Raw genomic sequence first — 24,179 nt, forward strand, 5'->3', positions numbered from 1 at the left:
GTCGTAGTTTTTGGCTGCTTTCTTGCGACATTTAGGAATCTCCCTATAGGAAGTTGGAGAGTGAAGCTATTAGGCGCTTGTCCCCGGAGGACGCCCCTGATTCAGGTCAATAGCTTGCTATCCAATGTATCGGGCAGTACTTCCTGCTCTGCCCACCCCGCATAAACCATAGGAGAGGTTTTGCATTAGCGCCCGATTTAGAGGGGATTTCGTGAAGATTTGAGCGCGCGCGGATGACCGCTTCGTTGCAGCCCCTCGCGCGGCGCGGCGAGCAGGTGCATTAGCGGATTGGTGCTGAATGAGCACATCGCCTGTGCGACACGGTATTCGACCGTGTAGGGATTATCTGAAAGGAGCTGAAGGCTCAGCGGGGAGGAAATTGGCCGGGGCAGGATCGCTGCACCCGGCGATGCGCCTTGCGAGTCGAAGGCGCGAGATGGCAAGAAGCCGGAAGGACACCGCCGGGTTCGTGGCCCGCCGGGCGCGACGTGACGGGCACGTCGCGAGGTGTGATGCGCAAGGCAATCGCACCCGGGTGGCAGAGCAAGGTGTGTGCCAGGACTGCAGACTACGTCACAGTGCTCTGCGGCGCTGTTCTCCCTTGGTCGCAGGCAAGGGCATCGGCGGATTTCTGCTCAGGCGTCGCTGTCGTCGGCGGAATTTCCGCCACTGCCGGAGAACAGCAGGCCGTGCTTGCGCAGCTTGTCGTGCAGGGTCTTGCGCGGCACGCCCAATGCTTCGGCCAGGCTGCGTAGCGAGCTATGCGGCCGGCTCATTTCGGCGGCGATCAGCGAGCGCTCGAAGGATTCCACCTGCTCATTCAATCCAGCGCCGGCAGTGGTAGCCGTGGCCTGCCCGTGGCTTTCATCCAGTCCCAGGTCCAGGCCGAGCGCGTAGCGTTCCGCGGCGTTCTGCAGCTCGCGGACATTGCCCGGCCAGCCGTGGGCCAGCAGTTGCGCGCGCTGCGTCGAGTCCAGCGGACGTGCGCTCAGGCCATGGCGCTGTGCGCCGCGTTCGGCGAAATGTTGAAACAAAAGCAGTATGTCATCACCCCGCTCGCGCAATGGAGGAATACGGAGGCTGGCTACATTCAAGCGGTAGTAGAGGTCGGCGCGGAAGCGGCCTTCATCGGAGGCCAGGCGCAGGTCTTCCTTGGTCGCCGCGATAATACGGATATCCAGCGGGATGAGCTGGTTGGAGCCCAGACGCTCGACGGTGCGCTCCTGCAACAGGCGCAGCAGTTTCACCTGTACGTCCAGGCTCATGCTCTCGATCTCGTCGAGGAACAGCGTGCCGCCGTTGGCGAACTCGAACTTGCCGATGCGGCGCTTCTGCGCTCCGGTGAAGGCGCCCTGCTCGTGGCCGAAGAGTTCGCTCTCCACCACAGACTCGGCCAGCGCGCCGGCGTTGATGGCGACGAAGGGGCCGTTGCGGCGGCTCGACAGGTCGTGCAGGGCGCGGGCAACCACTTCCTTGCCCGAGCCGGTTTCACCCAGAACCAGTACGTCTGCCTGAATCGCTGCGAGTGAGGCGACCTGCTGCTGCAGACGCTGCATCGGCGCGGACTGGCCGACCAGGCGGCCACGGACTTCCTTCTGCTCGGTCAGGGCCAGGCGCAGGCTGCGGTTCTCCAGCACCAGCCGGCGCACATCGAGCGCGCGGCGTACGCTGTCCAGCAGCGCATCGCTGGGGAAGGGCTTCTCGAGAAAGTCGTAGGCGCCCGAGCGCATGGCCTTCACGGCCAGCGGCACATCGCCATGACCGGTCACCAGGATCACCGGTAATTCGGAATCCTGCGCGTGCAGTTGCTCCAGCAGCTGCAGCCCATCGATGCCCGGCATGCGGATGTCACTGACGATCACTCCCGGCCAGTCGCGCGCCTGCTGAGGATCGACCTGCCGCGCATCGCCCAGGGCGACCACCTTGAATCCGGCGAGGTCGAGGGTCTGGCAGAGCGCCTGGCGCAGGTGCGGGTCGTCATCGATCAGCAACACCTGGGTGGTGGAGTCGAACGGCTCGGCCGAACTCATGCGCGGGTTTCCTCTTGCGGCGTCAGGGTCACACCGGGGATGCCCGGCAACAGGTGCAATTGTACGAGAGCGCCACCCTCAGGGTGATTGCCCAATTCAAGATGTCCGCCCAGCGTGCGCAACAAGGTGTCGCAGATGGCCAGGCCCAGGCCCAGGCCTTTAGCGCTGGTCTTGGTGGTGAAGAACGGCTCGCGCGCGTGGGCCAGGGCCTCTTCGGAGAAGCCGGGGCCGTTGTCGCGCAACGACAGGATGATGCGCTCGGGCGTCTGCTCGGCGGTCAGCCAGATGCGCCGCGGCAGGCCCTTCTCGGCCAGGGCATCGAGGGCGTTGGAAATCAGGTTGGAGAGGATCTGCCGCAGCCGCGTCTCACCCGCCTGCACCCAGATCGCGGCATCGGGCAGGTCACGCAGCAGCTCCACGTTCATGGCCTGGCGGCGCGGAGCCACCAGCGCCAGGGCATCGTTGATCGCGGGCTGCAGTGCGACGTTTTCCGGCGCACGCCTGGCGCCGCGGGCATAGGCCTTGAGGTGGCCGATGATCGAGGCCATGCGTCCGGTCAGCTCGCCGATCTGCACCAGGTTGCCGCGGGCGTCGTCATAGCGCTCGTGGTCGAGCAGGACGCGCGCGTTATCAGCGTAACTGCGGATCGCCGCCAACGGCTGGTTGAGTTCGTGGCTGATGCTGGCGGACATGGTGCCCAGGGCGGTGAGCTTGCCGGCTTGCACGACCTCGTCCTGGGCGTGCATCAGCTCGCGCTGGGCCTGCTCGCGGTTGCTGACCTCTTCCTGCAAGCGGATGTTCGCGCTTTCCAGCTCCTGGGTGCGCTCCTGCACCCGCAGCTCCAGTTCGTGCTTGGCCTGGGCTTCCAGGGCGATACGTTCCAGGTAGTGACGGCGGCTGATGGTCAACAGCGACAGCAGCAGGAGCAGCGCGACGAGGGTGGCTGCGCCGATAAGCACGACGCTGCGTACCGGTCCGTCGACCTGGGTGCGGGGCGTGTAGATGCTCACCGTCCAGCCAGTTTCCGGCAGGTGGCGGCTCTGGCTGATCCAGCGGCGCTGGTCGATCTTCAGCGGTGCCGGATGCAGTACCGGATAGGGAATGTTCTCGGCGATCTCGCGTTGTTTGGCGGGCGAAAGCTCTTTCGCAGTATGAAAGCGCCATGCGTTGCTGGAGGAAAGAATGACGACACCGTTGGAGTCCATCACCAGCAACTGCTCCGGCGTATTGCCCCAGAGCTGCTCCATGTGCTCGAGGTCGACCTTCACCACGAGTACACCAAGCAGTTTTCCGCTGTCGCGTACGTCGCTGGCGAAGTAGTAGCCGCGCCGTTTGGACGTGGTGCCGAGTCCGAAGAAGCGCCCCTGCCGGCCTTGGGTCGCTTCCTTGTAATAGGGGCGGAAGGAGAAGTTGCGGCCGACGAAGCTGTCCGGCTGATCCCAGTTGGAAGCGGCGTGGGTCATGCCATCTGCCTGGATCAGGTAGATGACGTCTGCGCCGGTGCGGCCGCGGATGCGTTGCAGTTCGAGGTTGGCGGCGTTCTGTGCCGTCGGACTCTGCGGGGATTGCAACGCGGCACGCAGGGTCGGCAGCTCACCGAGGATCGGCGGCAGATCCTCGTAACGGCGCAGGGTGCCGAGCAGATTGGCGACGTAGAGGTCAAGGGTCTGCTGGTTCTGCTCGGCCAGTTGCTGGCTGTAGTAGCGCTGGGCGAAGTGGTGGAGGGGCCAGAGCGACAGCGCGGCCAGCAGCAGCGGCAGGAGGGGCGAGCGCCAACGAAGCAAGTGGAACATTATGGTGAGCCGCTCCGAACGGTGTTTATAAAGTACTGCGCCTCTAAAACGCTGGCCAATCCGTTGAGTGCCAGCCTGGCGGAGGTTCTTACGCGAGTACCGGGGTGGGTTAAGCCCCAGGACCTGCAAGGGCATTGGCGGCCGTCCTAATTGCAGGCAAGGGTATCGGCAACAAGGGAGTGAGTCATCAGAGTCGGTGCTGGGGGCGGATGACCGCCCCGGCATTGTGTGGCATCTGATCGACCACGCCATTGGCAAACCACTGCGGCCTGCTCTGTGTTGCGTTCAGGCTTGCGTGAGGCATTCACCCAGGCTGCATCTTTACGGTCTGGAATCCATGCAATCCGGTTGAGGTAGTATGTCCGGCGCTGAAGAGGCAGCTTGCGGGCACATGCGTCGATTTAGCCGGTTTTCCCTGTAATACACAGGTTTCCGGTCTCGTGGGGGCACCGGAGCTTCTCCGACGATCGGTCTGCGCTGATGCCGGGCCCGGCGCCAAGGGGCTTTCCATGTCGCAAACTGCGGCTTATCCCGCTGAACACCCTATATAATGCCGGCCTGATCCGGGGCGGACGGTAGTTCACAAGGTACTTGACATCTCCTGGGGCGCCGAAGCGGAAGTTGGCAAGGCATGCAAGAGAGTCTGTTGTGGGCATGTCGCAACTTCATTGAGTACGCTTTCCAACCCCCAGCCCTCTGAAACTGGATTTCAAACGGCGCTTTTTTAAAGTTTAAGATTTTATGTCAAGGGAGTTTGATATGGCGTTTTTCCCCTGTTTCCTCTCCGTCGTCTATGTGGTCAGGAATCAGTCCGGCGATCTCAAGAAGATTCTGGCTGACGCGGAAGCTGTCATTGCGCCAATTGTCAGTTGCTATGAGTTGATCGTTGTCGACAACTCATCCGAGGATGACAGTATTGACACGCTGAAGCGGTTGGCGGGCGAGGACGGCATGGCGAACCTCCAAGTGTATGCGCTGACCAAGGAGGTCGATGCCGACACCGCATCCTGGGTTGGTCTGGAGAATGCGTTGGGGGATTTCGTTGCAGTCATCGACCCGCTGGTCGACGACATCGCCTTCATTCCCGAGATGCTCGATCGTGCGGTCGGTGGGGCCGACGTCGTATTTGCCAACAATGAGCGCAAGCCTGCCCAAAGTCTGGCCTATCGCGCGGCCTATGCCGCCTTCAATGGCCTGTACAACGCGTTCAGTGGCGTGCATCTGGCAAAAGATGCGCCGCAATACCGGATGCTGAGCAAGCGCGTGATCAACTTCATCCTGCAGCATCCGCAGCCGTCGGTGAGCTATAGGCACCTTCCCGCGACTGGAGGATTCTCGCGCGCGTACCTGACCTACAACTCGGTGCCCAAGGCCGCGCGCCAGAAGCGCCTGGGCGACAGTATCGACAGGGGCATGCGGCTGCTCGTCTCCACCACCCGCGCACCCATGCGGTTGGTCACCTATCTGTCGATGTTCGGGGCTGTCGCGAACCTCGTCTACAGCATTTATGTGGTGGCCATCGGGATTTTCAAATCCGATGTGGCGCCCGGCTGGGTCAGCTTCTCGCTGCAGCAATCGGGAATGTTCTTCCTGATCTCCCTGGTCTTGCTGGTGCTGGGTGAATACATCCTGCACATGGCGAGCCTGTCCAACGAGGGGCCGACCTACCATGTGGCTCAAGAGTTCACCAGCGCTCGAATGACCCGGCTGGAGCGCTTGAACGTCGAGGAGGCGGAGAAGACTTCGTCGGCAAACGCGGTGGCACGCGAGAGCCTTTCGTGATGCGAGGGCTGGGGACCGCTCAGGATGCGGTCATCATCGGGGGCGGCTTTTACGGGGCCGCCATTGCGATCTATCTGGCCAAGCGCCGTGGCATGAAGAGGGTTCTGCTGGTCGAGCGCGAGGCGGCCCTGATGCAACGGGCCTCCTATAACAATCAGGCGCGTGTGCATAACGGCTATCACTATCCGAGAAGCTTCACGACCGCTTACCGTAGCCGGGTCAACTTCCCCAACTTCATTCGCGACTGGTCGAGTGCCGTCCGACAGGATTTCACCAAGCTCTACGCTATCGCCCGGCGCAACTCGAAGGTCACCGCGCGCCAGTTCGAAAGGTTCTGCAGGGATATTGGTGCAGACATCCGGCCGGTGGACGCAGGCCTTCGCAAGCTTTTCGATGCGCGCCTGATCGAAGATGTCTTCCTGGTCAAAGAGTGCGCTTTCGACTCCACCAAGCTGGCCGACTGGGCCCGAGAAGAGCTTCGCTCGGCGGGAGTGCAAGTATGCTTCGGCACCCGTGCATTGGAGGTGACCCGATCGCAAGAGCTTGGTCTGCAAGTGCTGACGGAGGATGCTTCAGGGCATCGTGCGTCGACGCCCTGTCGCTATCTGTTCAACTGTACCTACAGCGGCCTCAATCATCTGAAGGGGCATTTCCCCGGCGTTCAAGCAGGCCTGAAGCAGGAAGTCACGGAAATGGCCCTGATGGCCATGCCCGATGACCTCAAGGACATTGGCGTCACCGTCATGGACGGTCCGTTCTTTTCCATGATGCCGTTTCCCGCGCGTGGATTGCACACGCTCTCCCACGTACGCTACACGCCACACATGCACTGGAACGACCAACCCGATATCGATCCTTATGCCCGCTTGAGCGAGTACCATCGGCAAAGTCGTGTCGATCGCATGGTAAGAGACGTCGGTCGTTACATTCCTTCCGTTCTCAACGCCACTTACGAAGACTCGCTATTCGAGATCAAGACCATCCTGGTCAAGAACGAAGGAGATGATGGTCGTCCCATCTTCTTCGAACGATATACCGAACTTCCCGGCTGCTATTCGATTCTTGGCGGGAAAATCGACAACATTTATGACGTCCTGGAGAAGCTTGATAGCGAGTCTTTTTCTTTTCAGGACGAACGAGCAATTTGAGGCTGGGATGGCAAATGTCTAACGCACTCATCGGTTATTCGGGTTTTGTCGGCAGCACGCTACTCCGGCAAGCAGAGTTTGGTTCGCTGTATCGCTCCACCAATATCGAAGAGATTCGTGGCCGGAGCTTCGACACCGTTGTCTGTGCTGGCGCGCCTGCACAGAAGTGGATCGCCAACCGAGAGCCGGAAGCTGACCGGCAGAAGATCGAGGAGCTGATAGGCCATCTCGAGTCGGTTAGCTGCAGGACATTCGTGCTGATCAGCACGGTGGACGTCTTCGGCAACCCGCTGGGGGTAGACGAAGACTCGGAGGTGATCGAGGACGGTCTGCATGCCTATGGTCTGCATCGACGCCTGCTGGAAAAGTTCGTTGAAGAACACTTCGACAACTATCTCATCGTCCGCCTGCCAGGGCTGATCGGCCCCGGGCTGCGGAAGAACGTTATTTATGATTTTCTCAATGGCAACAATCTCGAGGCCATTGATAGCAGGGGCATCTTCCAGTTCTATCCCATGGTCAACCTCTGGGCAGATATCGGGATCGCGCTGGCCGCTGGCATCAAGCGGGTCCATCTGACCGCCGAGCCGATCAGCGTCTCCGATGTCTCGGCAAAGGGCTTCGGCCGACCCTTCGAGAACATCCAGCCGCGTCCCGCGGCGGTCTATGACATGCAAACCAAGTATGCGGACCTCTTCGGCGGCACCGGTCGTCATCAATACAGTGCTCGGGAAACCGTCCTGGCCGTCAGGTGCTATGCGCAATCTGAACCAGTGGCCAAGAAGCACACGGGAGCAGCCTTGTGAGACTAGCCATTTCGAATATCGCCTGGGATGTGCCAGAGGATGAGCGAGTCGCTGCGCTACTCAAGCGATACGCTGTCGATGCCATCGATATTGCGCCTGGGAAATACTTCCCCGAGCCGGCCAAGGCGTCACCCGAGGACATCCTGGCCGTGAAGCGGTGGTGGGCTTCGCGGGGCATCGAAATCACCGGGATGCAGGCGCTGCTGTTCGGCACTTCGGGGCTGAATGTTTTCGGCAGCGTGCAGAGTCAGGAGGCTTTGTTGGCGCACCTCAATGAAGTCTGCCGCATTGCCGCGGGCTTGGGCTCGACGCGCCTGGTGTTCGGCTCTCCGAAAAACCGTGATCGCACAGGGTTGGATGACGCTGTGGCGATGGACATTGCGGTGGACTTCTTCAGACGCCTTGGAGCGATAGCGCAACGTCACTCGGTGATTGTCTGCCTGGAGCCGAATCCGACTTGTTACGGGGCCAATTTCATGACCACCAGTGCGGAAACCCGCGCAGTGGTGGAGCGGGTTGCCCACCCCTGCATCCGGATGCAATTGGATACCGGTGCGATCACGATCAATGCCGAGGATCCCCGCCAGGTCGTTAGTGACTGTGCCCAACTCATCGGACATATCCATGCCAGTGAGCCAGCACTTGTGCCGGTGGGAGATGGGGCGACCGATCACGCCGAATTCGGCCGAGCGCTCAGCGACAGTCTCCGTGGACATATTGTTTCAATCGAAATGGTTGCCACGCAGCAGGAAGACCACCTCGCCTCGATCGAGCGAGCGCTGCTGGTGGCATGTCGGAGTTACCGTGATAGCGAGTCTGCAGCATGAAGTGGCTGATCCTGTTTCTGGGCATTCTTTCCAATGCCTCGGCTAGCGTCCTGGTGAAGTTGGCGATGATGCCGCCGCGTAAATTCCCGTCGCTGGCCGATCCCATCGCTGCACTGAGCAACTGGCCGTTCTGGTTGGGCCTGGGATTGTATGGGGCTGCATTCCTGCTCTATGCCGCAGCGCTGGCACGCCTTCCGCTGAATGTTGCCCATCCGGTCCTGACAGCAGGCGCAGTGGCAACTGTCGCTCTGTTCTCTCTATTGATTTTCCGTGAAGCCTTCCACTGGACAACTGTGGTGGGAATCCTCCTCGTTGTTGCCGGTGTAGGATTTATTACCGCGCGTGTTGCGTGATGGAAATGGAATGACTTCTAACATGATGACTGCTTCTCCCCGTACCTCCTGGCAAGTTCCGACATTCGATAAGCCGCTGTGGCAAGGGCGTAAGCACTCGTCCTGCGTGGTGATCCCCGTTATCAATGAAGGCGAGCGCATCCTCAATCTTCTAGAGCGGATGCATGCACTGCGCATCAACGATATCGCCGACATCATCATCGTCGATGGTGGCAGCAGTGATGGCTCTCTTGAGCTGGAGAACCTGAAACGTCTCGAAGTGCGTGGATTGATTGTCAAGACCGGCCCAGGCAAGCTCAGTGCGCAACTGCGCTGTGGCTATGCATTCGTCCTTGATCAGGGCTACGAGAATATCGTCAGTATCGACGGCAACGATAAGGACGATCCGGATGCCATTCCGCGTTTCATCGCGGCGCTGGAGCAAGGATATGACTTTGTCCAGGCATCACGTTTCGTCAGCGGCGGTGTCGCTGTCAACACGCCGAAGTCGCGTGACTTGGCAATTCGCTTCATTCACGCGCCCATGCTCAGCCTGTTCTCCGGATTCAAGTGGACTGACACCACTCAGGGTTTCCGCGGATACAGTCGCAAGATGCTCCTGGATGCCAACGTATCGCCATTCCGCGATGAGTTCATGACTTATGAGCTGCTGGCGTATCTCTCCTATCGCGTACCGCGCCTGGGTTATCGATGCATTGAGTTGCCGACGGTGCGTAGATATCCAGAAGGAGAAGTGCCGACCAAGATAAGCAGCTTTAAAGGAAATCTGTCGGTACTGACGATTCTATTCAAGAGCTGCTTCGGAAGTTATAACCCAGGAAAGTGATGGAACACATGATTCAGCGCGATAAGTCAGGCCTCGGCGCTACACCTCTGGCCGACCTGGGGCGACCGGCGTTCGGGATATTTCTGCTCGTATTTGTCGTTGTTTTCTCGACTCTGAAACTCGGTACGAACTCAGGGTCGAATGGCAACGTCGAACAGTGGATGAATCTGACCAACCAGACGCTCTACGGGTCACAGGATTTCCTGTTCAGCTATGGCCCGCTTTACTGGTTGGTAGGGGGAGTGGCTACCCCCTACAGCGTTTATACCTACTGGCTGGCCATTGCATTTCTCAGTGCCGTATGTGCTGCCTTCTGGTCGATGCTGGCAACGCTGTTGTACAGAAGCGGTGCCTACGTATTGCCGGCGATCGCTTTTTTCCTGATCTTTGGTTCGCTCAATTTCTCCGCGGCCTTGTTCCTTTGGCCATTCCTTGCAGTTGCCTGCCTCGACTCGCGAAATGACCGGGAATCCATATCGCCAAAGCTCCTCGCGGTGTTGGGGGCATTGGTAGGGTTCTTTGTCTACATCCGGTTCTTCTACGGCCTTGCCGCTTCGGCTGCGATTGGATCCTATCTCCTGTATCGCATGTTCAGCATGCGCCACGCGCGCGAGGTCGTTGTATTCGTCGCGGTATCGATTGCTGTCTATGTCCTGCTTGGCCTGGTGATCTTCCAGGATCATGCAAGTATTGTTAATTACTTGCTGATCAACAAAAACCTGAGTTTCGGAAACTCCGTCGACATGACGCTCGACGTGCAGAACTCCGGTAGGACATTTGTGGTTGCGGCAGCAGTGGCTGTTCTACTGAATGCCTATCTTTTGCTCCGCCGGCGCTCGATGTTGCTGACGGTCAATGTGCTGTTGCTATTGTTCTTCAAACTTGGATTCAGTAGAACGGATCACTATATCCCCTACTTCGTGGTTTCCGTCGCGGTGCTGGCTCTGGTCATGCTTTTCGAGCGAGGATTTTTGGGGCGGATACTCTACGCACTATCCATTGCCGGGCTGTACTACATCGCCATTACGCCAAGCTATCCTGGTGCGCCGGTTCGGATGTCTCATGTCCCGGCGGTTGATTTCAATGTCGACTATCAGCAACGCATGCGAGGGGTTTACAACTCGGCCTTCTCCCTTGGGGATGATGTTCGTTCCATCGTGGGGCAGTCGACGATAGATTTTTACCCCTACAACAACGAATATGCATTTGCCAACGGCCTGAATTACAAGCACCGGCCTTTATTCCAGAACTACATGACCCTGACGCCCGCCTTGGATCGCATGAACAAGGCGTTCTTCGAGTCTGCCGACCGACCACGATACGTACTGTGGTCGTCAGGAATCGCCTGCCGTTTCGACGGGTGCAATGTATTTGACGGATTCGATCAGAAGTACTCATTGAGCGAGGATCCTCTCACCTCAACGGCTATTCTGTTGAATTATCACTCTGTTGGTGTCTTCCATGACGCCAGTGGCGTACCGTTCATGCTGCTTGAGGAAAATGCCCAGGCTGAACCCTATGTCGAGCGCAGCCTGGGTGAAACCTCGATGACTTTCGGTAAATGGTACTCGGTGCCATCCGGTGGAAGTGGGATAGTCAAGTTTGTACCCGATCTCAAACTCACCTGGTATGGGCGAGTCAAGAATCTGCTGTTCCGTGGGAATGTCCTGAAGGTCAGCTACAAGCTTGCGTCAGGAGAGATCCGCGAATATCGCGTGAATATCATCAATGCGCAAAGCGGCATCTGGGTGTCGCCATACTTGAGCGACTTCAGTCTGCAAGGGATGCGCGTCGAGGCAGTGATGCTGACACCGGATTCGTCCCGCTATCTCAAGCCTGAGTTCGAGGCGCGCTGGGTCAGCGTGGATGTCGATTCGGTGCGGAGCAAGGCCGTCGATTTTTCCAGGGTGGAAGACAGCGTTGCAAAGGCCAAGAGTGAAGTCCGCACGACCTGCGATGGAAGCCTCGATGTCATCAATAACATAGTCCCCCTGCCTGCCAGTGTTGAGCTGTCTGGCCTGGCGAAGGTGCAGGGCTGGTTGGCTGCATCCAGCCAGAAGGGCATATTGATGGACGAGACTTACCTGAGTATCACGGATTCGAAAGGTGAGCGTACTTTCATTGCGACCTCTACCGAGGGGCGCCCGGATCTGGTGAATGCGTTCAAGCATCCTTCCATGCTCAAGGGTGGATTCAGCGCGCTGATCGATCTGTCCGAGCGCCATGGCAATTATCGTCTGGGGCTGGCGGGCTTGAAGGGTACGGTCCTGTACACCTGCGATCAGTTCTCGGTGCCGCTCGAGGTGAAATGAAGTGATGGGCGCGGCCTCGCGAATCAGCTCCGATACGCGAGGCCGCCTCGATCAGGCGCTGGGTGCCAGCTTGGAAAGATAGCCGGCCAACTTGTCCGCCTCTTTCTCCCAGCAAGTGCTCTGAGCGAATTCGACCCCGGCCCTGCTCAGCTGGGCTGCTCGTGTGGGGTTTTCCAGCACTTCGATGACGGCCGATGCCAGTGACTCCACATCCGGAGGCGCCAGCAGAGAGTTGTCCGCGTTCAGCAACCATTGCGTATAGGGTGCACTATTGCTGACCACGGGAACCCCAGCGGCCATGAGCTCCACAGGCAGGAGCGACAGGTTCGAGCAGGACAGTACCAGGGCTACATCGCACTGATGATAGAGATTATTCAGTTCGTTGAGCTCCATGAGTCCCGCATGCCGGCAGGGGAATGGAATTTCATAATTGCTCACGTCCCAGCCTGCCATTACCACTTCGGCATCCGGCACTCTTCGGCACACTTCCCGCAGCACCAGCAGGCCCAGTTCGAATGCTCGCCGAGCCGTGGGCGGCCTAGCGTAGAAGAAGACCCGCTTGGTTCGTTCCGCTCTGCTCGCTGCCGGGCTATACAGTTCGCGGTCGTAAGAAAAGCCCAGTGCAGAGGTTTGCATCTGGTACTCACTTTTCAGCTTGGCGGCCAGCCAACCACCGGCGGTAATTCCATAAAAACCGAAATGGTAGGTGTTTTCGGCCAGCAACGAGTCTGTTCCTGCTGGATAGAACCAGGGTTCGAAGTCCTGCACGAAGTAACAGCGTGTACGTGTGCTCTGAAACGCCTTGACGGCATAAGCCGTTTGCCAGGACGTGGCGATGCTGATGCTGGCAGGAGGTATCGAATCGCCTGTTCCTATGAAAACCTCAGCCTTGAGGGGGAAAAACCAGTCTCGAATGTTCTTCTTAACGGTAGTGGACGACTGTGGCAGCAGGTCTCCGACAATGATGAGTCGGCACTCGAATCCCCGCTCTTCGAGCCCTTTGACGAACCGGAATATATTGAGATGGCCGCCGGACCCTTTGCCAATCTTGGGAATGAACCAGTTGATAGTGTTCCCCGCAGCCGAATCAGCCAGCCCGGATTGGCCAAAGGATTTGCACAGGACGAACTCATAAGGCTCGATGATCCGCGCCTTGCCGAATAGCCCACTTCTTGAGGCGATCCTCTGCTGGAGCAGACGGTACAGGTTGGCCCAGCCGTTCTGCTTGGCGAAGTGCAATGCCTTGACCGATCTTTTGAAGAGGTGCCCTGCGGTCACGGACGTCTACTCCAGTCATCAATTTGCATCAATCGCCGATCGCGTGACAGGCGCAAGCGCAGCGCCATTGGAATGCGTTGCGCATGTTCTCCGAGAAAAGCGCCGGTGACTCGCATCATGTTATCCAAAGGCATGCGTGCAACCTGGCCAGGTTTGGACCTGTAGAGCTTGGACTTCCAGGAGTACCGCAAGTCGCGCAGGGTGAGTGCCAGGAAGCTGCGCAATGCATGGCGAATACCGGTGGCGCCCTTGTAGTCGAATAGCTTGCGAAGAGAGTAACTCTCGTCGAAGCTGCGTTGCAGGCGTTCGATCAGTCCATAGTCGTGGGAGTGGTAGACGCAGGCATCGTGGGCATAGGCTTTCTGGTGACCCGCCTCGATGATCAAGCGGGCCCAGGCCTGGTCCTCGGCAAAATCGACTTCGGGATAAGGCAGTTTTTCCCAGACGCTGCGCCGCAGCATTGCATTGTTGTCCGAGAAAAAATAAAGAAACTGGCGATAACCCTCGTCGACGAGGTAGCGCTCAGGCTCGGATAACCCTACAACCGGGTGCGAACGGAACCCATCGAAATGGGCTATGAGTTCGTTACGGGTAAAGGCTGTTGCTTCCGGATAGGCCAGGTGTCTGCCAAATACCCCTGCAACCGCCGGCATTGCAAGCAGCGGTTCGCACATCTTCTCCAGCCAGTCTGGAGATGCGGGGAGTGCGTCCTGGGTAATCATCGCGACGAACTCCCCGCGTGCCTGGGACACGGCGAAGTTGCGGGTCTTGCCGTGACCAAACTCGGTGGGGGGAATCTCGATCAGCCGCACTTGGGGGTAGCGGCGCGCAATTTCCAGCGTCTCGTCAGTCGAGCCGGAATCAACCACCATGACTTCCAGTTCACCGGACACCTGCTGATCGACGACGCTGGCCAGCACGCGTTGAAAGAGCGGGCCTGCGTTCTTCGTCGGGATGACGACTGAAATCGTCGGGCCGCTCAATGCCTCGGTCATTGCTTGTTTGCCTGCTCCAGCCAGGCCAGCGTGCGCCTCAGGCCCGTTTCCAAATCGACCATCGGACTCCACTGCAACTCTCGAGCTGCGCGCTCGTTGCATAGAACGCTGGTTGGAACGTCGAACGGACGGCCAGGCAGGTAATTGCGCTGGATGTCCTTGCCGATGACCTTTTCCAGGCTGGCAACCAGCTCGTTGAGCGAGGTTCCGTTTCCGGAACTGATGTTGAAGACCGACTCGGCGCCATCGTATGTCACGGCCTTGGCGAATGCTTCGGCGACATCCGAGACGTGGATGTAGTCGCGAGTCACGCTGCCGTCACCCCATATATCGATGGGCTGGTCCTTCAATGCCTTGCTCAGGAACACGCCGACCGCGCCCTGGGCGGTCTCTACACGCTGGCGTTCACCATAGGGGTTGGTCACGCGCAGGATATTGGCCTTGATGCCATGCAGATGCTGATACATCAGCAGGTACTTCTCGATCATCAGCTTGGTGATGCCGTACGAAACCTGTGGCTCGGTGGGGTGTAGCTCGTCGATGGGCAAGTAGGTCGGTGGCCCGTAGACCGTGCCACCGGAGGAGATGAAGACGATCTTGCGAATGCCCTTGCCCACCATCAGGTTGAGCATCTGCAGGGTGGCGATCAGGTTGGTCTGAACATCGTAGATCGGGTCGTCATTGGAGCTTTTGGGCAGAGTGGTGGAAACCAGATGCAGTACGGTATCGACACCGTCCAGCACTTCCGCCACGTCATGGGTGCTCATCAGATCGCCGGTGACCCACTCGACCTGCTCATGCGCGGTGAATTCGCGATAGGGCGGCACGCGGGGGCGCTCGAATATCTTGAGTTGATGGCCGTCTTTGAGCAGACGATCGGCAATGGCCGAGCCTATGAATCCACCGCCACCGAAAATTGCAATTTTCATCGAGTCATACCGGGAATGTTCGTCACCGCGCAGCGCATGGCCTGATCGGTGATGGAAAGAGGGAACAGGCGTTCCAGTGCATGCAGCATGGAGCCATCGTACGGCAGGGGCTCTTCGGGGTAGTCCTGCCATTGGAAGTCGAGTTCGACCATCGCTCGAAGTGCATCGCTGCGGGCCCAGAACATGGTGCCCACAGGGAATTGCAGGTGATTGGGCAGCTCGCCGACTCCCAGACGTCCAGCGAGTGCCTCAGCAAATGGACGGTTGGCGCTCCAGCCTATGGCATTAGGGTCATCAGGGAACACCATGCCGATCAATGGCTCATTCTGCAGCGTGGCGACGATGCGGTCGGCCATGGCGCCGGCCTGGCCGCCCAGCAGATTTTCGAGCAGGAAATGGTACCAAGTTTCGCCCATGGAGCGATCTTTCACGTCTGCGCTCATCTTCGTATGAAGATGCCCGACGAAGTCATAGTCGCGAACCAGCTCCGGGCCGAACTGGGTCAGGAAGGGGCCGATGTCGCGGCCTCGGTTGGGGACCGTCACCAGGGCCTTGACCACCCCCGGATAGCTGTCGAGTGCCTGGCTTACCGCCTCTCTGGCATGATCATTGGGGACGCTGACGAACAGATCCGGGCGCAGGCTGTTGTGCTTCAGCCGTTCAAGCATTTCGCCGAGCAGCTTCGGATAATAGACATGCAGGTGCAGCGCAACGCGGCTTCCAGGCTTCAGCACGGGTGCAGGTCCGACACTGGAGATGACCGGACTCATCCAGGGCCCTTCAGGCTTTCCATTGCGGACGTAGTCAGCCAGTGGATCGGGTCCGCCAACCGTCAGGCCGTTCAGCTCCTGATAGATACCCGGGTGGAAGCCAGGGAATGGCTTGCGCTGGCCCATGCCGCATGTCCAGGCTCGTACATAGCCAAGGGTGGCTTCGGATACGGGTTGATGGCGGAAGCGGGGAAGGGAACAGAAATCTTGCCGCAGCAGCCCCGACTCCAGAATCAGTGCGTTGTCTTCGGCCTCCTGGCGCGCTTTCTCGGAAATGCCGGCGGCGAGCGCTTCCAGGCGCGCGACATAGTCCGCCATGTTGAAGCGTCGCTCCGCCAGGGTCCTGGACTGCTCGACCACGCGCCGATATCGCGACGGATCCTCGGCCAGGCGCAGGACTTTGCCGGCCAGTTCCGCGCTATCCAAGTAGGCCGCCACGCAGTCGCTCCCCAGGCCCTCCTCAATGAGGATATCGGCAATGCCAGTGGTATTTTCGTAGCACAGCACCGGAAGGCCTTCGCACAGAGCGTCAATGGCGACGTTCGGCAGGGGGTCCAGGCGCGAGGTCAGCAGCAGGGCATCCGCTTGCTGATAGACGATGTCGATATCGGCGGTTTCCCCAATGAATGACAGATGTCGCTCAAGGCCTGAGCGCTTAACCTGATCGGCCAGGTAGACCGAATATCCCACGTCATGTTCCGGGTCGTAGCCCTTGCCGATCCACACAAAGCGGAACTGGCGGGAGGGGGTGGAGCGCAGGATGCGGCTCGCGCACTCGATGAACAGGTCTACGCCCTTGCGGACCTGAACGAAGCCCAGGCCGACCACCAGGAAGGTGTCCTGCGCGGTGGTGGAGGGGCGAAGCGCCCGAAGCAGTTTTCTGTTCTGCTCGGCATCCTTGCGATTGCCCTCGTCAGGCAGCGTGCAGCGCCCTTGCGGCATGATGTGCGCGACATCGTCGGCCAGGTCCGGGTATTCCTCCAGAGTGTTCATCAGGGTCAGACGTGCCGAGAAGACGGAGTCGCTTGACCAGAACAGGGCATCGCGAAATGCATGGCGGGGCCGGGTATAGGCGGCAAACTCGTGAAGCAGACTGATGCGCGGAATGTGGTGCTTGGCCAGTGCGGGCAGCACGACGCGCGACTCAATGCTGTTCACCAGGGCAAACTTGATTCGGCAGCGCTCGACCAACTGAGTCATGACCAAGTCAGCCAGCACGGGATTGTGCCGCATCTCGTAGGGACCCATGACAACGGCGCCGGCATCGCGGAATGCCTGGACCAGCGGCCCCCCCCCCAGTAGCAGCGCGATGACGTTGTAGCGCTGGTGCAGTTCACGGACCAGGTTTAGGCTCAGGATCGGCGCCCCAGTGCGCGATGCCTCGTGGCTGACCACCAGAACGGTCTCGCGAGATGAACTGAATTCGGTTTCCAGGCGACCGACCAACTGCAACTGCGGGAGCTTGCCTATGCGGCCTTCGAAGCGCCCGAAGCGGTAGAAGTGCTCTTCCGGGCTGATGCTCGCGCCAGCGATATCGGGGTACTGCTGGAGGTAGAAAGCGCGCTCGTAAAGATGCGCGCAATCCGTGGTCTGCAGCCGCCACTGATAATAGTGGCTTCGCAGCCGCCTGATCAGGGCATTCAAAACTCTTCGGCTCAACTCTGACTTCCTGTAGTGGGGCGGGCTTGCGCCTCGCGCCCTCCGTGTTTCTGTCAACGGGTTATATCGGGAACGTTGGTCACTGCCAGCCCGTGCCCGTTGCTGACGCAATGGATAGGCAGGAGGCGCTCCAGGGCGTGCAGCATGCTGCCATCATACGGCAGCGGCTCGTCGGGGTACTCGCTCAGGTCGCCGAAGCGGCTGACCAGCGGGGCGAGCACCGAGCTCCTTGCCCAGAACATGTTGCCTACCGGGAAATGGAAGTGCTCCGGCAGTTCGTCGGCCGACAGGCCCAGCAGTGGCGCAAGCGCTTCGGCGAACGGGCGATTGTCGGACCATCCGGTGACGTAAGGGTCGTCCGGGAAGACCAGTCCAAGCGACGGATCCTGGCTCATGCGGCCGAGAATGATGTCCGCCATCCGGTATTGCTGGGTGCCCAGCAGATTGTCTATCAGGAAGCGGAACCAGTTCTGCCCCATCATCGAGTCGGCGATGTCCACGGTTTTCTTCGTATGGAGGTGCCCGATCAGGTCGTAGCCATCGGCCAACTCGCGGCCGAAGGCGCAGAGCATCGGTCCGATGTCGCGCCCCTTGTTGGGGACGACCTCGACCTTGATGAAATGGCCCTCGAAATCCTTCAACAGTTTCGATACCTGGCGCTGGGCTTCTTCGCTGGGAACGCTGATGTACAGATCCGGCAATACGTCGTTGAAGGTCAGGCGCTCGAGTATTTCCGGCAGCATGTCCGGATAGTAGGCATGGACATGCAGGGCGACGCGCAGCGTCGAAGGCAGCGCCTCGGCTGGCGTCTGCGGTGTCAGGACGGGAAGCAGCCAAGGGCCTTCCGGGCGGTTGGCCCGGATGAAGTCCGCGAGCGGGTCGATTCCGGAGCCGAGCAGCTTGTGCTCCTGGAGATAGATGCCGGGGTGGAAACCCGGGAAGGGCTTGCGGCAGCCAATCCCGCTGGCCCAGGAGCGGGTGTAGAGTCGCAGGGCCCTCGAGCGGTCCATTTCGGCGAGGTCTGGTGGCAGGATGAAGTCCAGGCGCGGCAGCTCGGAATGCTCGATGGTGATTAGGTCGGCCTTTTCCTGGCGGCACTGGATCTGCACATCGCCAGCGAGTGTCTCCAGGTGCGACACGTAACGGGTCATTTCGAAGTACTGCCGAGATTTCGCCCGGCAGCGTTCGCCCAGCTCGTCGCGCAGTGCCTCTGAACTGGCGAGCGCGAGGATCCGCTCGGCCATGGCGGCAGTATCCAGATAGGGGGCTACACACTCGTCACCCAGGCCGCTGGCGTTCAGGAAGTCGGCGATGCCAGTCGTCTTGTCGAAGCACAGCACGGGCATTCCGTGATCCATGGCGTCGATGGCGACATTGGGCAGGGGGTCCAGGCGCGAAGTTAGCAATAGGACATCGGCCTCTTCATAGACGGTGTCGATCGCCGAGGTTTCCGGGACGAATCTGACGACTTTCTCCAGGCCTGCGCGACGAATCTGGTCGGCCAGGTACACCGAGTAGCCAGTGTCCAGATCAGGATCATAGCCATGGCCAATCCAGACGAACTGGCATTTCTCACCGCCTGGCAATTGCGCTACGCGAGCGGCGCACTCGATGAACAGGTCGACCCCTTTGCGCAGCTGGACAAAGCCTGCGCCCAGGACCACAAGGGTGTCGAGTGGCTGCTGTGCCGGGCGCAGCGCGTTGCGGATCCGGTTGCGTTCCTTCTCCATCGCCTCGGGTTGGATACTTTGCGCGGGAACGATGCAGCGGCCTTGCGGCAGCACGCGTGCGGGGCGGTTGGCAAGCTCCGGATATTCCGACTGGGCGCTTTGCAGTGTCAGGTCGGCGGAGAAGACGGTTTCGCCGGACCAGAGCAGCGCGTCGCGGAACGCTTGGCGCGGGCGCGTATAGGCAGCGAATTCGTGGATGAGGCTGATCGAAGGAATGAAGCGCTCGGCCAGCGCTGGCAGCACGACCCGGGATTCGATGCTGTTGACCAGCGCCAGGTCGATGTTGAAACGGTCGAGCACTTTCGCGACCATGATCGAGGCCAGATTCGGCGTGCCGCGAATGTTGAGTGGGCCGACCACCACGATGTTCGCATCGACGAATGCGTCTTCCAGGCCACCGCCACCGAGCAGCATCGCCACGACGTTGTGCTCGCGGCTTAGCGCCTGCGCCAGGTTGAGGCTGAGAATCGGTGCGCCAGTACGCGAGGCCTCGTGACTGACGACCATGACGGTTTTACGTTGCGGGTCGAAGGCCGCGGCATCGCCGCGGATCTGCAGGGGCGGAAGGTGCCCTATGCGGCCTTCAGCGCGCCCGTGGTGCTGATAGTGTGCGTGCGGATCGACCCCTGCTGCTTTCAGGTCCGGATAGAGCGTGAGGTACAGCTCTGGATCGAATGCTTCGCCTTCGGCCGTCTGCTCCGAAGGCTTCGCGGTCGTACTGCCGTCTCCCACCTGAAGGCTGCGAACGGAGTGCAGAAGACCTTCGAGAAGTGCGGCGGTTTTGGGCGCTGCCTTGGCGCTCATCTGCAGCGGAGCCGGCAACGGGACATCGGAGATCAGCGAGTAAAGGCGCTTTTCCAACAGCCCGAAAGCCAGGAAGTGCTCCTCCGCAGAGAGGCTCGATTGGGCAATGTCCGGGTAGTTCTCAAGATAGGCCTGCGGATTGAACCCGAACTCTTCGCTGAGCAGTCGGGACAATTGCTGGCGCGGGGTACTCGCTGCACTGCCGAACCAGGATTGCAGGCGCCAGGCCTTGGACGCGAAGGTCAGGGCAAGGGCCTTGGCGTAGGTCCGGGTGATGATCTGGTACTTGCTCAGCAAGTCCGAGTAGTTCTCCACAAGTTCGATGTTATGGACCAGATCCTGGCGTAACTGTCGCTTGTTCTGGCTGATGCTTTCCAGGGCCAGGGCGGAGTCCCGGGAAAGTTTCTCGTAGGCGCAGATCTTGCGCTGGACTTCCTGCAACTGCGCGGACTGCGTGTGAATCTGGGTCTTCAGCGATGTCTCGCTGGTGGTCAGTTCCGCGATGGTGATTTCGGCCTGCGCGCGATACTGACGCAGGCGAGAGAGCTCCTTGTTGCGCTCGGACAGTTGCTTGCCGAAATGCTCGCCCTGCTGAGACTGCTCGTCGATATTGCGCTGGAGTTCACTGATCTGCTCGACGCATTGACTGAGTTCAGCCTTGAGCGAGGCAATTTCCTGTTCGCGGTTATTGAGGGCCTCGTAGCGTGACTCACTGGCCTGTACATGCTCGGCCAGCGATTGGGTCAGTTCGCCAATCTGTGCATTGCGCTCGTTCAGGTCTTCCTGCAGACGATCACGCTGCCTCAGCGCGTCGGCAATCGCGCGATCACCCTCGGCCGATGCGGCCTCGTCGCGACGCTCTTGTACGCCATCGACCGCTTTCTGCATCAGGACCGTGTTGGTTTCCAGTAGCTTCTCGATCAGTTGGGCGCGTTCGCCCGCCAGCTGTTGCTGTTGCTGGAGCTGGGTTTCCGTCGATTTGATGCGTTGCAGGAAATCAGCGATGCGGGTATGTCGGGACTTGAGCATCTCGATGCCCTTGATCGCGACACGGAATGCCTCGTCGCTTTGCTGGGCCTTGGACGGTGGCAGGACTTTCTCGTAGCCGAAACGTTCGAAGTCGTCGTGGTACAACTCGCCGATCAGTTGAACCGAGCGCGGGGTGAAGTATTGCGACGAGAATGGGATCAGGCTCTCGTTGGCGTTGCTGCTGGTGAACGGGTTGACGAAGTTCGTTCCGAGCGATTGTTGCAGCAGTGTCTCCAGCTTGGAGGTGTCCTCCAGCTGGGCGATCAAGGTGTAGGGGACAACGTCAGGGCACAGTAGATCCACCTGCGGAGTCCAGTGCAGGTCCCAGAATGCGGGGGCCTCTTCGCTGGCCAGATGCTCCAGAAATGCTTCGAAAGCATAGGCAATGCTTTCGGGGGCGGAGACGCGCATGTGGAAGAAGTCATGTTTCAGGTAGGGCGTCGACTGAAACGGCTCCTGCAGAAGCAGCTTGGACTGCCAAGCGGAAAATATTCGCTTGTAGGGGTTGCGGACCACTCCGAAGCGCAGGATGTCCGGAGCGTCGAAAAGACCAGACAGGCGCGGCTGATCGAAGCGGGTGACCTCCGGGGCTACCTTGTGGAAGGTGTCATGGATGATCAGTTCCGGCGAGGACTCGTTGCTGCCCCCCAGCTGGCGAATCGCGGCTGTGTGCCCTTCCAGCCTGGCGATCCACCATTTCAAGGAGGTGCACGCTACCTTGGGCGTGGAAATATAAAGAAGATTGTTCTTTGACGAAAAATAAGAATTGTGCAGCAGGAACTGCCAGTTTTTCGTTGAAAGATTGTATTCCATGATCTCGATTCTTCTCTTATAGCCCTGGCGGTCTAGGCGCCTGCTCGTTATCTCTGCGCTGCAAGCATGAAGCTTCAGCTGAGCTCGAGCGTGGGGGTTTCCGTCATCAAATCGCAGTACCCAAAGGAGTGGTTCACATTGGGCAAGGCGATGCGGAACATGACCGCGTCCATGATCCGGTTCAGGTTGTTGGGCTCGTAGTTGGACCAGAGGCCACAGCCTGCAAAGTAGATGCCGGGGATCAGGGACATGCGGTAGCTGAAGCTCATCCGGAACTTGCCGCCGGCAGGAATGTGCTCGACGGTCTGCGGTTCCTGGGGATAGCGTTGACCAGTGACTTCCAGTCCGGAGATGGTGCGGATATGCATGCCGAAATACACGGAGTCGCAGGCCTTTTCAAAGCTCCCGGAAACGACGAACTGGTACTCGCCACCCGGATTGAGCACGTTCACCTGCTCGCCCTTGGCATTGAATATCTCCAGCGACTCGATCCGTGCCCCCTGCTCCGGATAGCGCACGGTGCTCTCCGGTACCAGCCCCGGATCGAACTCGTCTTCCGAAGCCTTGCGCCCCTGGAACTCCGACTCGTCGGTCAGTTGCAGGGGCACGGAGGCGTCTTCCAGGTCGAGTTCCTTATAGGCCTGGATCAGTTGTTGGTACTTCTCCGCAGGCGCATAGATCAGTCGCTGGTAGTTCTTGACGACTTCGGCTGCCTCGCCATAAAGCAGCTTCTGGCCTTCGTTGAGCAGCAGGGCCTTGTCGCAGAGTTCCTTCACGCTGGGGGCGGAGTGGGACACGAACAGGATCGAAGTGCCGCGCGCCTTGAGCTCTTCCAGTCGGGCAAAGCACTTGCGCTGGAACTTCTCGTCGCCCACCGCGAGGGCCTCGTCGACGATGAAGATATCCGGATCAACCACCGTCTGGACCGCGAAGGCAAGACGGACTGCCATGCCGCTGGAGTAAGTCTTGACCGGCTGTCTGATGAAGTCGCCGATATCGGCAAACGCCAGGATATCGTCCAGGCGTGCATCGATTTCCTGACGGTCGAGCCCCAGCACCGCGCCATTGAGGTACACGTTCTCGATGCCGGTGAACTCCGGATTGAATCCTGAGCCCAGTTCCAGTAACGCGGCGATCCGGCCCCTGGTTTCCACCTGCCCCGAGGTTGGGGTGAGCGTTCCGCAAATCAGCTGTAGTAGTGTGGATTTGCCGGAGCCGTTCTTGCCGACGATGCCGACCGTTTCGCCTTTGCCAATGGTGAAGGAGACATCGTGCAGCGCCCAGTACTCGCGATAGTAGTTAGGCGCAGGCAGACCCACCAGTCGTCGCAGCGGCGGAAGCACGAACTGCTGCAGGCGATGTCGTGGCAGGTCATAGACGTGAAAGCACTTGCTCAGATTCTCGACGCGAATAGCGACTTCATCAGTCGTCGCGGCAGCCGTGTGTGTGTCGATCAGGCCCAACTCAGAGGACATCCGCGAAACCCTTGCGCGTTTTCTGGAACCAGCCGTAGCCGGCCCAGGCGATAACGATGGCGACCAGCAGGTACACAGCCAGTCCCACGAAGTTGGGGAGCTTCCCTTCGATCAACACGGCGCGGGATTGCTCGATGATGAACGTCAGAGGGTTGGCCATGATGAACGGCTGGAACTTCTCCGGCAGTGCACTGAGGGGGAAGAACACTGGCGACATGAACAGTAGGACGGTGGTGAAGATCGCCATTGTCTGGCCGACATCCCTGAGGAATACGCCGATGGAAGCGAGGAACCAGCTGAGTCCGAGCGTCAGGGTGATCAGGGGCAGCAGAACCAGCGGCAACAGAATCGCAGTCCAGTGCGGTACGCCCAGGAAGGAGATGTAGGCGGTCATCAGCACAAGGGTGCTGATTGCACTGTGGAAAAGGGCCGCTCCCATGGAGATGACCGGCAGGATCTCGATGGGAAAGATGACCTTCTTGACGAAGTTGACGTTGCCGATGACCAGGGCTGGAGAGCGGTTGATCACTTCGGCGAACAGGCCGTGGACGATCAGGCCGACGAACAGCATGATCGCGAACATCGCATGGCTATCGTTGGCGGCGGCGCTGGCATTGCCCCAGCGTGACTTGAACACGAACGAGAAGACGAAGGTATACACGCTGAGCATCATCAGCGGATTGAGGAATGACCAAGCCAGGCCGAGTGCGGAGCCCCGGTAGCGGCCAACTACCTCGCGCTTGGTCATCTGGCCGATTAGCTGGCGGTGCCGCCAGATGCTCACCAGCAGCGAGCCGAGCGATGCTTGCTGGCTCATTTG

At 59.6% G+C, this 24,179-nt stretch carries 16 protein-coding genes; 7 read left to right on the forward strand and 9 right to left on the reverse strand.

The window, feature by feature from the left end; translation table 11 throughout:
* Positions 1 to 635 precede the first annotated feature (635 nt).
* Positions 636 to 2,030, reverse strand: coding sequence for a sigma-54-dependent transcriptional regulator (locus C167_RS0104810; RefSeq protein WP_017517124.1), 1,395 nt, complete (start codon positions 2,028 to 2,030; stop codon positions 636 to 638).
* Positions 2,027 to 3,823: a sensor histidine kinase gene (locus C167_RS0104815; RefSeq protein ID WP_017517125.1), complete on the reverse strand. Its 1,797-nt coding sequence runs from the start codon at positions 3,821 to 3,823 to the stop codon at positions 2,027 to 2,029. The genes C167_RS0104810 and C167_RS0104815 overlap by 4 nt, the downstream gene beginning before the upstream one ends.
* A gap of 759 nt (positions 3,824 to 4,582) precedes the next feature.
* On the opposite strand from C167_RS0104815, the gene C167_RS0104820 reads away from it, so the two are divergent.
* The 7 genes from C167_RS0104820 to C167_RS0104850 are packed head-to-tail and all read left to right on the forward strand — an operon-like array spanning position 4,583 to position 11,877.
* Positions 4,583 to 5,605, forward strand: coding sequence for a glycosyltransferase (locus C167_RS0104820; RefSeq protein WP_017517126.1), 1,023 nt, complete (start codon positions 4,583 to 4,585; stop codon positions 5,603 to 5,605).
* Entirely contained in the window at positions 5,605 to 6,753 is a 1,149-nt protein-coding gene (locus C167_RS0104825) for an NAD(P)/FAD-dependent oxidoreductase (RefSeq protein WP_017517127.1), read from the forward strand. The genes C167_RS0104820 and C167_RS0104825 overlap by 1 nt, the downstream gene beginning before the upstream one ends.
* Before the next feature lie 14 nt (positions 6,754 to 6,767).
* The gene (locus tag C167_RS0104830; protein WP_017517128.1) at positions 6,768 to 7,559 is read left to right on the forward strand and encodes an NAD(P)-dependent oxidoreductase; all 792 of its coding nucleotides are present in this window, start codon (positions 6,768 to 6,770) and stop codon (positions 7,557 to 7,559) included.
* The gene (locus C167_RS0104835) at positions 7,556 to 8,386 is read left to right on the forward strand and encodes a sugar phosphate isomerase/epimerase family protein (protein WP_017517129.1); all 831 of its coding nucleotides are present in this window, start codon (positions 7,556 to 7,558) and stop codon (positions 8,384 to 8,386) included. The genes C167_RS0104830 and C167_RS0104835 overlap by 4 nt, the downstream gene beginning before the upstream one ends.
* Positions 8,383 to 8,739, forward strand: a complete 357-nt coding sequence (locus C167_RS0104840; RefSeq protein ID WP_017517130.1) for an SMR family transporter — start codon at positions 8,383 to 8,385, stop codon at positions 8,737 to 8,739. Before C167_RS0104835 ends, C167_RS0104840 begins: the two co-directional genes overlap by 4 nt.
* Before the next feature lie 22 nt (positions 8,740 to 8,761).
* Entirely contained in the window at positions 8,762 to 9,565 is an 804-nt protein-coding gene (locus tag C167_RS0104845) for a glycosyltransferase family 2 protein (RefSeq protein ID WP_026078809.1), read from the forward strand.
* Entirely contained in the window at positions 9,565 to 11,877 is a 2,313-nt protein-coding gene (locus C167_RS0104850; protein WP_017517132.1) for a hypothetical protein, read from the forward strand. Before C167_RS0104845 ends, C167_RS0104850 begins: the two co-directional genes overlap by 1 nt.
* Before the next feature lie 51 nt (positions 11,878 to 11,928).
* On the opposite strand, the gene C167_RS0104855 is transcribed toward C167_RS0104850, so the two are convergent.
* The 7 genes from C167_RS0104855 to C167_RS0104885 all read right to left on the reverse strand — a co-directional run bounded on the left by C167_RS0104855 (position 11,929) and on the right by C167_RS0104885 (position 24,176).
* Complete coding sequence (locus tag C167_RS0104855; RefSeq protein WP_017517133.1) at positions 11,929 to 13,155, reverse strand: glycosyltransferase family 4 protein; 1,227 nt, start codon at positions 13,153 to 13,155, stop codon at positions 11,929 to 11,931.
* A complete protein-coding gene (locus tag C167_RS0104860; protein WP_017517134.1) occupies positions 13,152 to 14,150 on the reverse strand; it encodes a glycosyltransferase family 2 protein in 999 nt (332 codons plus the stop codon). The genes C167_RS0104855 and C167_RS0104860 overlap by 4 nt, the downstream gene beginning before the upstream one ends.
* On the reverse strand, positions 14,147 to 15,079 hold the full coding sequence (locus C167_RS0104865) for an NAD-dependent epimerase/dehydratase family protein (RefSeq protein ID WP_017517135.1): 933 nt from the start codon (positions 15,077 to 15,079) through the stop codon (positions 14,147 to 14,149). Before C167_RS0104865 ends, C167_RS0104860 begins: the two co-directional genes overlap by 4 nt.
* The gene (locus C167_RS0104870) at positions 15,076 to 17,493 is read right to left on the reverse strand and encodes a rhamnan synthesis F family protein (protein ID WP_017517136.1); all 2,418 of its coding nucleotides are present in this window, start codon (positions 17,491 to 17,493) and stop codon (positions 15,076 to 15,078) included. Before C167_RS0104870 ends, C167_RS0104865 begins: the two co-directional genes overlap by 4 nt.
* Before the next feature lie 68 nt (positions 17,494 to 17,561).
* Entirely contained in the window at positions 17,562 to 21,884 is a 4,323-nt protein-coding gene (locus tag C167_RS33220; RefSeq protein WP_081596645.1) for a rhamnan synthesis F family protein, read from the reverse strand.
* A gap of 74 nt (positions 21,885 to 21,958) precedes the next feature.
* Positions 21,959 to 23,347 (reverse strand): ABC transporter ATP-binding protein, encoded by a 1,389-nt coding sequence (locus C167_RS0104880; protein WP_235154290.1) that lies wholly within the window; start codon positions 23,345 to 23,347, stop codon positions 21,959 to 21,961.
* A gap of 1 nt (position 23,348) precedes the next feature.
* Positions 23,349 to 24,176: an ABC transporter permease gene (locus tag C167_RS0104885; RefSeq protein WP_017517139.1), complete on the reverse strand. Its 828-nt coding sequence runs from the start codon at positions 24,174 to 24,176 to the stop codon at positions 23,349 to 23,351.
* Positions 24,177 to 24,179 lie beyond the last annotated feature (3 nt).

The sequence above is a fragment of the Pseudomonas nitroreducens TX1 genome (assembly GCF_000313755.1).
GTDB classification, from domain to species: domain Bacteria; phylum Pseudomonadota; class Gammaproteobacteria; order Pseudomonadales; family Pseudomonadaceae; genus Pseudomonas; species Pseudomonas nitroreducens_A.